This window comes from Burkholderia sp. E168m22 (genome assembly GCF_001319805.1).
GTDB classification, from domain to species: Bacteria; Pseudomonadota; Gammaproteobacteria; order Burkholderiales; family Burkholderiaceae; genus Burkholderia; species Burkholderia orbicola.
The window spans coordinates 50299-63493 of sequence record NZ_BBSK01000010.1; the positions used below are offsets into that span (position 1 = coordinate 50299).

At 66.3% G+C, this 13195-nt stretch carries 14 protein-coding genes; all 14 read right to left on the reverse strand.

The features are described 5' to 3' along the window. Positions 1–4 precede the first annotated feature (4 nt). The 14 genes from ureC to AP428_RS01840 all read right to left on the reverse strand — a co-directional run bounded on the left by ureC (position 5) and on the right by AP428_RS01840 (position 13186). The gene (ureC, locus tag AP428_RS01775) at positions 5–1711 is read right to left on the reverse strand and encodes an urease subunit alpha (protein WP_054927465.1); all 1707 of its coding nucleotides are present in this window, start codon (positions 1709–1711) and stop codon (positions 5–7) included. A gap of 28 nt (positions 1712–1739) precedes the next feature. Continuing rightward, complete coding sequence (locus AP428_RS01780) at positions 1740–2045, reverse strand: urease subunit beta (protein WP_011544772.1); 306 nt, start codon at positions 2043–2045, stop codon at positions 1740–1742. Positions 2046–2053: 8 nt separating this feature from the next. Continuing rightward, complete coding sequence (gene ureA, locus AP428_RS01785; protein ID WP_006406310.1) at positions 2054–2356, reverse strand: urease subunit gamma; 303 nt, start codon at positions 2354–2356, stop codon at positions 2054–2056. A gap of 236 nt (positions 2357–2592) precedes the next feature. Continuing rightward, a complete protein-coding gene (locus AP428_RS01790) occupies positions 2593–3468 on the reverse strand; it encodes an urease accessory protein UreD (RefSeq protein ID WP_054927466.1) in 876 nt (291 codons plus the stop codon). A gap of 208 nt (positions 3469–3676) precedes the next feature. Further along, a complete protein-coding gene (locus AP428_RS01795) occupies positions 3677–4669 on the reverse strand; it encodes a nucleotidyl transferase AbiEii/AbiGii toxin family protein (RefSeq protein WP_011544774.1) in 993 nt (330 codons plus the stop codon). Continuing rightward, a complete protein-coding gene (locus AP428_RS01800) occupies positions 4669–5400 on the reverse strand; it encodes a type IV toxin-antitoxin system AbiEi family antitoxin domain-containing protein (protein WP_011544775.1) in 732 nt (243 codons plus the stop codon). Before AP428_RS01800 ends, AP428_RS01795 begins: the two co-directional genes overlap by 1 nt. 269 nt (positions 5401–5669) lie before the next feature. Next, a complete protein-coding gene (gene urtE / locus AP428_RS01805) occupies positions 5670–6362 on the reverse strand; it encodes an urea ABC transporter ATP-binding subunit UrtE (protein ID WP_011544776.1) in 693 nt (230 codons plus the stop codon). A 4-nt stretch (positions 6363–6366) separates the two neighbouring features. After that, positions 6367–7224, reverse strand: coding sequence for an urea ABC transporter ATP-binding protein UrtD (gene urtD, locus AP428_RS01810; protein WP_006476695.1), 858 nt, complete (start codon positions 7222–7224; stop codon positions 6367–6369). Further along, positions 7221–8408, reverse strand: a complete 1188-nt coding sequence (gene urtC / locus AP428_RS01815; protein WP_027810756.1) for an urea ABC transporter permease subunit UrtC — start codon at positions 8406–8408, stop codon at positions 7221–7223. Before urtC ends, urtD begins: the two co-directional genes overlap by 4 nt. A gap of 1 nt (position 8409) precedes the next feature. Beyond that, the gene (gene urtB, locus AP428_RS01820; RefSeq protein ID WP_054927467.1) at positions 8410–10029 is read right to left on the reverse strand and encodes an urea ABC transporter permease subunit UrtB; all 1620 of its coding nucleotides are present in this window, start codon (positions 10027–10029) and stop codon (positions 8410–8412) included. 148 nt (positions 10030–10177) lie between these two features. Beyond that, a complete protein-coding gene (gene urtA, locus AP428_RS01825; protein ID WP_011544779.1) occupies positions 10178–11485 on the reverse strand; it encodes an urea ABC transporter substrate-binding protein in 1308 nt (435 codons plus the stop codon). 344 nt (positions 11486–11829) lie between these two features. Further along, on the reverse strand, positions 11830–12153 hold the full coding sequence (locus AP428_RS01830) for a rhodanese-like domain-containing protein (protein ID WP_006476692.1): 324 nt from the start codon (positions 12151–12153) through the stop codon (positions 11830–11832). Positions 12154–12167: 14 nt separating this feature from the next. Further along, the gene (locus AP428_RS01835) at positions 12168–12824 is read right to left on the reverse strand and encodes a protein-L-isoaspartate O-methyltransferase (RefSeq protein WP_011544780.1); all 657 of its coding nucleotides are present in this window, start codon (positions 12822–12824) and stop codon (positions 12168–12170) included. A 104-nt stretch (positions 12825–12928) separates the two neighbouring features. Further along, positions 12929–13186 (reverse strand): hypothetical protein, encoded by a 258-nt coding sequence (locus AP428_RS01840; RefSeq protein ID WP_006476690.1) that lies wholly within the window; start codon positions 13184–13186, stop codon positions 12929–12931. Positions 13187–13195 lie beyond the last annotated feature (9 nt).

Sequence of the window (13195 nt, forward strand, 5' to 3'; positions counted from 1 at the left end):
CGGATCAGAACAGGAAATAGCGCTGCGCCATCGGCAGCACCGTCGCCGGTTCGCAGGTGAGCAACTGGCCGTCGGCGATCACGTCGTAGGTTTCCGGATCGACGCTGATCGACGGACGCCATGCGTTGTGGATCATGTCGGCCTTCGTCACGTTGCGGCAATTGCGCACCGGCACGATCCGCTTCGCGAGGCCGTAGCGCTCCGCGATGCCCGCATCGGCCGCCATCTGCGACACGAAGGTCAGCGACGTGCGCGCGAGCGCCCCGCCGCGGGTCGCGAACATCTCGCGATAGTGAACCGGCTGCGGCGTCGGAATCGACGCGTTCGGGTCACCCATCTGCGCGACCGCGATCATCCCGCCCTTGAGGATCATCGACGGCTTGATCCCGAAGAACGCGGGCTCCCACAGCACGAGGTCGGCCCACTTGCCGGGCTCGATCGAGCCGACTTCGTGCGCGATGCCGTGCGTGAGCGCCGGGTTGATCGTGTACTTCGCGACGTAGCGCTTCGCGCGGAAGTTGTCGTTGCGCGCGGTGTCCTCCGGCAGCGCGCCGCGCTGCACCTTCATCTTGTGCGCGGTCTGCCAGGTGCGGATGATCACTTCGCCGACGCGGCCCATCGCCTGCGAATCGGACGACAGCATCGACAGCGCGCCGAGATCGTGCAGGATGTCCTCGGCCGCGATCGTCTCGCGACGAATGCGCGATTCGGCGAACGCGAGATCCTCGGCGATCGACGGATCGAGGTGATGGCACACCATCAGCATGTCGAGATGCTCGTCGAGCGTGTTGATCGTGTACGGGCGCGTCGGATTGGTCGACGACGGCAGCACGTTCATCTCGCCGCACACCTTCAGGATGTCGGGCGCGTGGCCGCCGCCCGCGCCTTCGGTGTGGTACGTGTGGATCGTGCGGCCCTTGAACGCGGCGACGGTCGATTCGACGAAGCCGGCCTCGTTCAGCGTGTCCGTGTGGATCGCGACCTGCGTGTCGGTGTCGTCGGCCACCGACAGGCAGTTGTCGATCGCGGCGGGCGTCGTGCCCCAGTCCTCGTGCAGCTTCAGCCCGATCGCGCCGGCCGCGATCTGCTCGACGAGCGGCTGCGGCAGGCTCGCGTTGCCCTTGCCGAGAAAGCCGAGATTGATCGGCCAGCCGTCGGCGGCCTGCAGCATCCGCTCCATGTGCCACGGGCCCGGCGTGCAGGTCGTCGCGTTGGTGCCGGTGGCCGGCCCCGTGCCGCCGCCGAGCATCGTCGTGACGCCCGATACGAGCGCCTCGTCGATCTGCTGCGGGCTGATGAAGTGGATGTGCGTGTCGATGCCGCCCGCGGTCACGATCAGCCCTTCGCCGGCGATCACTTCGGTCGCGGCGCCGATCGCGATCGTCACGCCCGGTTGAATGTCGGGGTTGCCGGCCTTGCCGATCGCCGCGATGCGGCCGTGCTTGATCGCGATGTCGGCCTTCACGATGCCCCAGTGATCGAGGATCACCGCGTTCGTGATGACGGTATCGGGCACGTCGGCGGCCACGCGCTGCGACTGGCCCATCCCGTCGCGGATCACTTTCCCGCCGCCGAACTTCACTTCCTCGCCGTACGTGGTGAAGTCGCGTTCGATCTCGATCAGCAGTTCGGTATCGGCGAGCCGGACGCGGTCGCCCGTCGTCGGCCCGAACATTTCCGCGTACGCGCGGCGGCTCAAGCGTAGTGTCATGTGCTGTTCCTGAAGAGCGGGGCGCGGCTTACAGCGGCCCCATCACCTTGCCCTGAAAACCGTAGACGGCGCGCTCGCCCGCCAGCGCGACGAGCTCGACGGTGCGCGTCTGGCCCGGCTCGAAGCGCACGGCCGTGCCGGCCGCGATGTTGAGCCGGAAGCCGCGCGCGGCCGCGCGGTCGAACGACAGCGCGTCGTTGACTTCGAAGAAGTGGTAGTGCGAGCCGACCTGCACCGGGCGATCGCCGGTGTTCGCGACGACGAGCGAGAGCGTCGCGCGGCCCGCGTTCAGTTCGTGTTCGCCGTCGTCGGTGAGGATTTCGCCGGGGATCATGCGGGGCCTCACGGAATCGGGTGGTGGACGGTCACGAGCTTCGTGCCGTCGGGGAAGGTCGCTTCGACCTGGATGTCGGGAATCATTTCCGGCACGCCATCCATCACGTCGTCGCGCGTGAGCAGCGTCGTGCCGTAGTGCATCACTTCGGCCACCGTCTTGCCGTCGCGCGCGGCTTCCATCAGCGCCGCGGTGATGAAGGCCACCGCCTCCGGATAGTTGAGCTTCAGGCCGCGCGCGCGGCGGCGTTCGGCGAGCAGCGCCGCCGTGAAGATCAGCAGCTTGTCCTTTTCGCGGGGAGTCAGTTTCATGAAGGCAGACGTTCAGGAAAACGTAATTTTTATCGGTGCGCATGCGACCGGGCAGGGGTGCGGATCATCGTAGCACCGCGCTGTTTTGCGTGCGTCGTGTATCGCTTATGTAAGCAGCAAGGTGCGTGCCATGTGCATCCGACGTGCCTTCATGCGCGTTCGTGGTGCGTGATGCATGGCGAGCGTGCGGCGCGCGGGGTGACGTTGCGCCGAAACGGTGCGTGATGCGTGCGCGGTCAGGTTTGCCAGAGACGCAGCGGCCGCGCATCGACGCCGTGCACGATCGGCCGCAACTGCAGCCAGCAGTCGGTGAAGTGGCGCTGCAGCGCTTCCATCGACGTCGACATCGCGCGTACCAGCACGACGCCGGGTGTCACGCAGGTCGCGCCGGCGCGCAGCGTGTCGTCGAACGGCATCCGCGCGGCGAGCGTTTCGGCGAGCGCCGCGTCGCACGCGGCGCCGACGGCCCACAGCGTGCCGTAGGCAGGAAAACCGGCGAGGCCTTGCAGCGCGCCGCGCAGCGGGTCGCGCGCATCGAGTAGCGCGCGCTCGGTCCAGAGCGGCCGGCCGTCGGCGGCGACGAGCGCAGAGGTCGATGCGATGCGGCCCGCCGACCAGGTTTCGCCGGCCGCCTGCCGGCCGAGCTGCGTCGCGTCCCAGCCGATCGCGCTTGCCCCTTCGCCGAGCGTCACCGTGAAGTCGAGCGCCGCGTGCGCTGCGTCGAAGAACAGGTTGTTCTGCGGCAGCCAGTCGAGCTTCGCGTGCGCGCCGACCGTGATGCCGATGCGCTGCGTCGCATCGAGGCCGTTCGATTTGTACCACTTGGTCGCGCCGGGCGTCGTCAGTACCGCGTGCGTGCCGTCGCCGAGCGCGATGTCGATGTCGAGCCGGTCGCCGCCCGCGACGCCGCCCGGCGGATGGACGATCACCGCATGGCAGATCGCGTCGCCTTCCGGGTACAGCGGCCGCTGCACGCGCAGCGGGCCGTCGTGCAACCGGTGCGCGAGCGTCGTGCGTGCGCCGTGCCGCTCGAAGCCGAGTTCGAGGCGGCCGCGCCACGACTTGGCGACGGCGGGGCGGGACAGCGGGGCATGCGAATCGGGGGCGGACATCGGCGGCGAACGGGAAACGAGGAAGCGGGTGCGAAGAACGTGGATGCTACCGGAACAATAATGCAGATGCCGCGTGCGTTGAAAGTGCCGGCTTTGATCGAATCGTCAATCCTCTGCGTGACCAGCATGGCCGAACATGTCCGATGGCGCGTCAGAGCAGTGCGAGGGACGCGAGCGATGCGAGAATGGCGGCACGCTGCTGGCGCGTTTATTCTTGGCTCGGTCGCATGGTGTCGGTCTCCGTGTCGGCCGACGCATGTTCGTTGTCCAGCGTGGCGAATTTCTCGCGGAGCGCCGACTCCTGCTGGGCGAACACCTCCGGCTTTTTCTTTTTGAGATTTCCGAGGTTGATGAGCTTCCATCTCAGGGCCGGCAATTCGCGCAGATGCGCGTATGGCATCAAGGACCAGTCTGGCTCGGCCCGGACCAGCGATATCAGGAATCGACGATGATTCTCCGTGAGCGATGCGGGTAGTTCCCGATGGAGCCGTTCTTGTGTTGTTTCGAGCACCGCCAGGTCGACGGGTTCGACCGTCATGCCGACGAAATCGGAGTCGTAGGCATCTGCCATCGAATGCTTCGGTCCGAACAACACCTCGTGAATCGGCCTGTTATGCCCGGACAGGTAGCCCACAAACGCATCCACGATATCCGGGCGCAACCCATGGTGCGAATACATATGCATCACATCGAAAAGGTCGCGTGGATGCTGGCGGTCCAGTGCGGCCACCAGCTTGCTGCCGTAGAGCTCCGCGTCGTGAAGCGTCGGGACTTCGATGCTGGTGCTGAAGGTGTCCTCGGCTTGCTTCGTGATGAGCCGCCGGACGGGGTCGAGTAACGTGCCTCGGAATATGTAGTTGACCTCGACCTTGACGGCGGTCGCGCCGGAAAGGACCACGAGCTTCACGTCGTCGCCCTTCGCTTTCCCGGATGAGGAGGCAGCCGAGAACTCCGTCGCATGTCCCTCGGCCTCGATTTGCCTCCGGGTTCGATCCAGCTCCTGGTTGATCGCATCGAGCGCTTCTTCGCGGTTCAGGCCTCGATCGGTGAACACGACATCGATGTCGACCGACAGACGTGGCATGTCATGGAGAAAGAGGTTTAGCGCGGTACCGCCCTTCATCGCGAAGCGCGGCGTGTCGAAGACGATCGGTGCAATCGCGAGCATCAGCCGGACGGTGTCTACGTAGATCTGGTTCATCACGGTTTGAGTGTGAGTCGCTTGCCGTCTTTCATTTTGTTCGACCATCGCGTGCCTTCGCCGAGACGGTTGACGTGCCTCTGGAGTTCTCGCGCCCACGGGAAGTCCGCACCCTGTCCAAGATCCCGCACCAGTCGTACCACCTTCACGCTCGTACAGTGATGTAGAAGCACGTCCAGCGTTTTGACGCGCAGGTTGCGCAATCCGATCACCAGGTTGGATGCTTCCTCTAACGACTGTCCCTTTCCGATGTCGCTTGCAAGCTCCAGTATGGCTCGCTCCGGTACGGAAACAAGCACGTCGGGCCCCCCGGCGGGAAGCTGCGTCAGCCCGAATGAATAGGGCAACGATTCGTCGAACAACGCAGTGGTCTGGTACGTGTAGCGCATGTGCTCCGCGACCCATGAGGGGATGCGATAAGGTCTCGGGCCCCAGAGAATGACTTTCTCTTTGAATGTGATGTTGTGGCGAACACCTTGCCAGGCGAGGGCTGTTTTGCCGCCGACATGGATGCCGGGGACGCGTCGGCCAAGATGCGCGATGATGCCGTCCCGCGAGGGCGTGTCGCCGGTCAGCAGGTAGGTACCTTTTGAAAGGCGTTGTAACCAGCCGGACTTGACCATATGTGACGCCAAAGCCGCGCTCACGCCCATGTTCCGAAGCGTTTCGGAATCGATGGGGTAACCGCGCAGGGTCTCCTGCATCAACCGCTGGACTGTTTTGTTGCTCATCGTGGCGTGACTAGGGCGTTGTCTGATTGCAGTATATATAGAGTATGTTTGATTATATGAAATTTTATAACGCCGCCGTGCCGGATTTGCCGGATCCCGTCACACCTCAAACCACTCCTCGGGAAGGGCATGATCCGGGGTGACGCGTTGACTGCATGCGAGAAATGCGTAATTCATTTGATAATTTGAAAATATTCAACGCTCGAAGTATGGGGGTCGAATAACAAGAGTTGATCGTCGACACCCCCGGCTGGACGCCGGGGTGTCCATCACACCGCGATCAGTTCGCGTACGCCATTCGTTTCCATGTCCCGCGCGTCACCACCCGCGACGATCTCACCGCGGCTCATCACCCAGTAGCGATCGGCGATCGATCGCGCGAAATCGTAATACTGTTCGACGAGCAGCACGGTCATGTTCGATTCGTCGACGAGCTGGCGCAGCGTGCGGCCGATGTCCTGGATGATCGACGGCTGGATGCCCTCGGTCGGCTCGTCGAGGATCAGCAACTGCGGCTCGCTCATCAGCGCGCGGCCGATTGCGAGCTGCTGCTGCTGGCCGCCCGACAGGTCGCCGCCGCGCCGCGCGCGCATGTCCTTCAGCACCGGGAACAGATCGTAGATACGGTCGGGTACCTTCGATGGCGCCTTGCGGCTCGCCGCGCCGACGAGCAGGTTTTCCTCGACGGTGAGCCGCGGAAAGATGTCGCGGCCCTGCGGCACGTACGCGAGCCCGGCCGCGACGCGCGCATACGGCGGCAGCGCACCGAGCGCGGCGCCGCGCCACGACACGCTGCCGCTTTTCGCGGCGACGACGCCCATCAGGCAGCGCAGCAGCGTGCTCTTGCCGACGCCGTTGCGGCCGAGCAGCACGGTGAGCTTGCCGTCGTCGGCGACGAGGTTCACGTTGCGCAGGATATGGCTGCCGCCGTAGTACTGGTTCAGCGCTTCGATTTTCAGCATCGCATCATCGTCCGAGGTAAGACTCGATCACCGCGTCGTCGCGCTTGACCTGGTCGAGCGTGCCGTGCGCGAGCACCGCGCCTTCGGCCATCACCGTCACGCGTCCCGTGTCGCCCGCGAGCGCCGCGACGAACTCCATGTCGTGCTCGACGACCATCATCGAGCAGGTGCCGCGCAGCGTGTTCAGCAGCTCGGCGAGTTCCATCGTCTCGTGGTCGGTCATCCCGGCCGCCGGCTCGTCGAGCAGCAGCAGCGCGGGGCGCTGCATCAGCAGCATGCCGATTTCGAGCCGCTGCTTCTGCCCGTGCGACAACTCGCCGGCCGCGCGATACGCGTGGCTTTCGAGGCCGATCAGCGCGAGCGTTTCCTCGATCTTTCCCTGCGCGGTGCGGTCGAGCCGCGCGCGCAGCGACGCGAGCCAGCCCTTGTCGGTCTGCATCGCGAGTTCGAGGTTTTCCCACACCGGATGCTGTTCGAACACGGTCGGCTTCTGGAACTTGCGGCCGATGCCGGCCCGCGCGATCTCGGGCTCGTTCATCCGCGCGAGGTCGATCGTCTGGCCCAGAAACACCTTGCCCGCATCGGGCCGCGTCTTGCCGGTGATGACGTCCATCATCGTCGTCTTGCCCGCGCCGTTCGGGCCGATCACGCAGCGCAGCTCGCCCGCGTCGATCGCGAGCGACAGCTTCTTCAGCGCGCGAAAGCCGTCGAAGCTCACCTCGATATCCTCCAGATAGAGGATCGTGCCGTGCGACGTATCGATGCCGTCCGGCACGACGCGCCCCATCGATGCGCTGCCGCTGACGGCCAGCAGCTCGTCCTCGGGCGGCGGCGTGAACTGGTAGAGAGCCGTTCCGTTCATGCGCGTTTCCCCTTCGCGAGCACGGTTTCGACGAGGCCCATGATCCCGCGCGGCAGCAGGAGCGGCACGAGCACGAAGATCAGGCCGAGGAAGAACAGCCAGTATTCGGCGAAGTACGCGGTGAAGAAACTCTTCGCGCCGTTCACCGCGAACGCGCCGACGATCGGCCCGATCAGCGTGCCGCGCCCGCCCACCGCGACCCAGATCGCCATTTCGATCGAGTTGCCGGGCGACATCTCGCCGGGATTGATGATGCCGACCTGCGGCACGTACAGCGCGCCGGCGATGCCGCACAGCACGGCCGACACGGTCCACACGAACAGCTTGTACGCGAGCGGGCTGTAGCCGAGGAACATCAGCCGCGTCTCGCCGTCGCGCACCGCGGTCACCACGCGCCCGAGCTTGCTCGTGACGATCGCGCGCGCGGCGATGAACGCGAGCACGAGGGTCGCGAACGTCAGCAGCAACAGCACCGTACGCGTGCCCGGCGACGTGATCGCGAAGCCGGCGATGCGCTTGAAATCGGTGAAGCCGTTGTTGCCGCCGAAGCCCGTCTCGTTGCGATAGAACAGCAGCATCGCGGCGAACGTCATGGCCTGCGTGATGATCGACAGGTACACGCCCTTCACGCGCGAGCGGAACGTGAAGAAGCCGAACACCCACGCGAGCACGGCCGGCACGAGCACGACCAGCGCGAGGGCCCACGCGAGATGCTGCGTGCCGCTCCAGTACCACGGCAACTGGTGCCAGTCGAGAAACACCATGAAGTCGGGCAGGTCGCTGCCGTACTTGCCGTCGCGACCGATCTCGCGCATCAGGTACATGCCGATCGCATAGCCGCCGAGCGCGAAGAACAGGCCGTGGCCGAGGCTCAGGATGCCGCAGTAGCCCCACACGAGATCGAGCGCGAGCGCGGCGATCGCGTAGCACATCAGCTTGCCGGCGAGCGTCATCGTGTACGCGGACAGATGGAACGCGCTGGCTTCGGGCGCAACCAGCGCGGCGAGCGGCACGCCGATGCCGATCGCCACGCACAGCGCGACGAGCGCGAGCCACGCGCGGCGCGACAGCAGCGCGGGGCGGGGCGGCAGGCCGAGCGCGAAGCCGTCCGCCGCGCGCGCGGCGGCAGCGGGCTTCGACGCGTCGGCGACCGGGTTCGACATCGAATCGGTGTATGAAGTCACGTCAAGCCTCCGCGCTGCGGCCCTTCGGGGCGAACATCCCCTGCGGGCGTTTCTGGATGAACAGCACGATCATCACGAGCACCGCGATCTTCGCGAGCACGGCGCCCCAGAACGGTTCGATCGCCTTGCTCGCGAGGCCGAGCCCGAAGCCGCCGAGCACGGTACCGGCGATCTGGCCGACGCCGCCGAGCACGACGGCCATGAACGAATCGATGATGTAGTTCTGGCCGAGATCGGGGCCCACGTTGCCGATCTGCGACAGCGCGCAGCCGCCGAGGCCCGCGATGCCCGCGCCGAATGCGAACGCATATGCGTCGACGCGGGCGGTCTTCACGCCGACGCAGGCGGCCATCCGGCGGTTCTGCGTGACCGCACGCACGAACAGGCCGAGCCGCGTCTTCGTCAGCACGGCCCACGCGACGAACACCACCGCGAGCGCGAACGCGAGGATCGCGAGCCGGTTGTACGGCAGGATCAGGTTCTGCATCACCGTCACGCCGCCGCTCATCCACGACGGGTTCACGACCTGCACGTTCTGCGCGCCGAACAGCATGCGGGTGGCCTGGATCAGGATCAGGCTCACGCCGAAGGTCGCGAGCAGCGTTTCGAGCGGGCGGCCGTACAGGTGCCGCAGCACGAGCCGTTCGAGCACGATGCCGACGAGGGCGGCCACCGCGAACGATACGGGCACGGCGATGAGCGGATACCAGTCGAATGCGCCGGGCGCGTAGCGCTGGATCAGCGTCTGCACGACATAGGTTGCGTACGCACCGATCATCAGGAATTCGCCGTGCGCCATGTTGATCACGCCGATCAGCCCGTACGTGATCGCGAGGCCGAGCGCGGCGAGCAGCAGCACGCTGCCGAGCGACAGGCCCGCGAACAACGTGCCGACGATCTCGCCGCGGCGCTGCAGCGCGTGCAACGTATCGAGCCCGTGTTGTGCGGCGTCGCGCACGCGTGCGTCGGGTTCCGCGTAGCTGCCGTCGGCGTTCTTCGCGACGAGCGGGCGCAGTTGTTCGATCATGTCGAGGTCGCTGCGGGCAGCCACCACCTGCGCGGCTTCGAGACGCTTCGCCGGATCGGGATCGTGCAGTGCGGCGATCGCCCACAGCGCATCGAGGCGGCGTTTCAGCGCCGGATCGGTTTCCTTTGCGCGGGCGCGGTCGATCATCGGCTTGAGCGCCGGGTCGGGCGACTTCAGCAGCGCGTCGATCGCGTCGCGGCGCGCGGCCACGTCGGGCGACGCGAGCGCGAGGCCCGACAGCGCGCCGGCGATCTTCGTGCGCAGCAGGTTGTTCAGCATCACCGGCTGCGCGTCGCCGGCCGGCGTCGCGGCCTGCGTGAGCGCGTCGTGCGCGGTGTCGCCGGACTGGATCAGCAGGTGGCCGTCGCCGGTTGCGAGCGCATCGCCGCTCGACAGCGCATTGAGCACCGCAACGGCGCGCGGATCGGTGTCGGCGGCGAGCCGTTCGATCGCGGCCGTCTTCGCGTCGAAGTCGTCGCCGGCGAGCGCGGCGGTATCGGCTGCCGTCAGCGCGAACGCGGCGTGCGGCAGCAGGCCCGCGAGGGCGGCGCATGCCACGATCGCGCGGGCGGCTCGGCGAAAGCGTGTAGGCATCGGGGAATCCTGTCGGGCGTGGGAAAGGGGAGCGGTGCGGCGTGGCGCCGGCGCGGGCGATGGGTCACGGCAAGCGCGGCCGGCGCATCGGCAGCGGGCGAGCGTGCGGGCGGCACGTCGCACACGAAGCGCGACGTGCCGCACGGCGTCAGGCCAGCGCCGCGCGCTGCCGGCGCAGGAACGCCGGAATCGAGCTGACGACGTCCGGCTTGCCCTGGTTGCCCGCGATGAACGGGCTCCACGGCTGCGCACGCACGGCCGTCTTGGTCTTCCACACGACGTTGAACTGCCCGTCGCCGCGGATCTCGCCGATCATCACCGGCTTGTGCAGGTGATGGTTGCCGTCCATCGCGAGCGTGAAGCCCGACGGTGCGGCCACCGTCTGGCCGATCATCGCGACGCGCACCTTGTCGACGTCGGTGCTCTTCGCCTTCTCGACGGCCTGCTTCCACATGTGGATGCCGACGTAGGTCGCTTCCATCGGATCGTTGGTCACGCGCTTCGCGCCGCCCGGCAGGTTGTTCGCCTTCACCCACGCGGCGAACTGGTCCTTGAACTTCGTATTGGTCGGGTTCTTCACCGACATGAAGTAATTCCACGCGGCGAGGTGGCCGACGAGCGGCTTCGTATCGATCCCGCGCAGCTCTTCCTCGCCGACCGAGAACGCGACGACCGGCACGTCGGTCGCCTTGATGCCCTGGTTGCCGAGCTCCTTGTAGAACGGCACGTTCGAGTCGCCGTTGATCGTCGAGACCACGGTCGTCTTGCCGCCCTGCGAGAAGGTCTTGATGTTCGCGACGATGGTCTGGTAATCGCTGTGGCCGAACGGCGTGTAGACCTCCTGAATGTCGGCGTCCTTCACGCCCTTCGATTTCAGGAACGCGCGCAGGATCTTGTTGGTCGTGCGCGGATACACGTAGTCGGTGCCGAGCAGGAAGAAGCGCTTCGCGCCGCCGCCTTCCGCGCTCATCAGGTACTCGACGGCGGGAATCGCCTGCTGGTTCGGCGCGGCGCCCGTGTAGAACACGTTGCGCGACATTTCCTCGCCTTCATACTGCACCGGGTAGTAGAGCAGCCCGTTCAGTTCCTCGAACACCGGCAGCACGGACTTGCGCGACACCGACGTCCAGCAGCCGAACACGCACGCGACCTTGTCCTGCGTGAGCAGCTGGCGCGCTTTCTCGGCGAACAGCGGCCAGTTCGACGCGGGATCGACCACCACCGGTTCGATCTTGCGGCCCAGCACGCCGCCGCTCTTGTTGATGTCGGCGATCGTCATCAGCGCGGTGTCCTTCAGCGACGTCTCCGAGATCGCCATCGTGCCCGACAGCGAATGCAGGACGCCGACCTTGATCGGGCCGGTGCCCGCGTCGGCCGCGTGCGCGAACGGGCTCTTGCCCGCCAGCGCGAGCGCGCCGGCCATCGAACCGAACTTCAACAGACTGCGACGTTTCATCGAGATCCCCTTGTCGTGTTGGATGTGCGTGCGCCCTGGCGGCGCCGGCCATCGTGTAACGCAAGGCATGTGCCAGTCGCGCGGATGCACGCCCGGCGTGCCTGCGCGGACCATCGTCGGGCATCGGGGCGGTGCGGATGACGCGTCGTGCAGCATGTGCGGTCCGTTGCGGTGCAGACGCACGGGCGCAAATGGTGCACGACGGCGCTTCGGCGTCGAAACGCAGGGAAAGCGGGGAGGAAAAGAAAAACGGGCACGCAGTGCGCGCCCGTTCGGCGGATCGGTGCGGCCGGCGGCAGTGCCGGGCGGCGCGGCGGCGCATGATGCGCCGCCGGAAGGAGCGATCAGTAACGCGGCACGGACGGATCGACGTCGCGCGACCACGCGTCGATCCCGCCTTGCAGGTTGTACAGCTTCGTGAAGCCGCGCGATTCGAGGAACATCGCGACCTGCGCGCTGCGCATCCCGTGATGGCACACGCAGACGATTTCCGCTTCGTCGTCGAGCTCTTCGCTGCGCGCGGGAATCTGCTGCATCGGAATCGCCACGCTGCCGGCGATCTGCGCGGTCGCGATTTCCCACGGCTCGCGCACGTCGAGCACGACCGGCGCGGGGCGCGCCGTGTCACCAAGCCATTCCGCGAGCATCGCGGGCGTCAGGATCTGCATGGAGGCTCCGCCGCTCAGAACTTGAAGCGCGACGGCTCGATCGCGTTGACCAAGTGGTCGATGTACGTTTCGAACACGTCGGCGACACGGTACTGCTTGTCGTCGATGCGGGTGATGATCTGCGCCTTCATCACCGGACGGCCGCCGACGAACGCCGACAGGCGGCCGCCGATCTTCAACTGCTCGAGCATTTCCTGCGGCACGACCGGCAGGCCGCCCGCGACGCAGATCACGTCGTACGGCGCCTTCGCGGCCCAGCCGCGCGAACCGTCGCCGAGCACGACTTCGGCGTTGGTCACGCCGTCGTTGCGCAGGTTGTCTTCCGCGAACTTCGCGATCGTCGGATCGATCTCGACGGCTGTCACGTGCTGCGCGCGATGCGCGAACAGCGCAGCCAGGTAGCCCGAGCCTGCGCCGATCACGAGCACGTTTTCGTGCTTCTTGACCGTCAGTTCCTGCAGCACGCGCGCTTCGACGCGCGGGAACAGCATCTTGCTGGCGCCGCCGGGCAGCGGCAGTTCGAGATCGGCGAACGCGAGATCGCGGTATTCGGCCGGCACGTAGTTTTCACGCTTGACGATCGACAGCAGGCCCAGGACATCCAGATCCAGCACGTCCCACGGACGGATCTGCTGTTCGATCATGTTGAAACGCGCGTTTTCGATATTCATGGTGTGGTCACGCAGCCTGATGGGCCATCAGCGGGGATAGAGAAACTTCGTGATTGTACCAAACGGCACGGCCGGGAAGCCTTCAGGCGGCCTGCAACAGACCTTTACCCCTTGCTCTTCTTGATCTGCGCCTCGAACGCGAGGTCGAGCTTGCTCGCCTTGCGCGGCTTTTTGGGGCCGAATTCGTCGACGAACTTGACGAATTCGTCGAGCGGCAGCGGCTCGCAGCGCTTCTCGGCGGTGCCGCCCGAGCGGTCGACGAGATAGAACAGGCCGCCCGCCATCGCGACGGCCGCGAAGTGCGGGTTGCCGGAGCGGGTCTTCAGGCGTTCGACCGCGTGGGTCGCTTTGGTGGTGCGCATCTTGGGGGG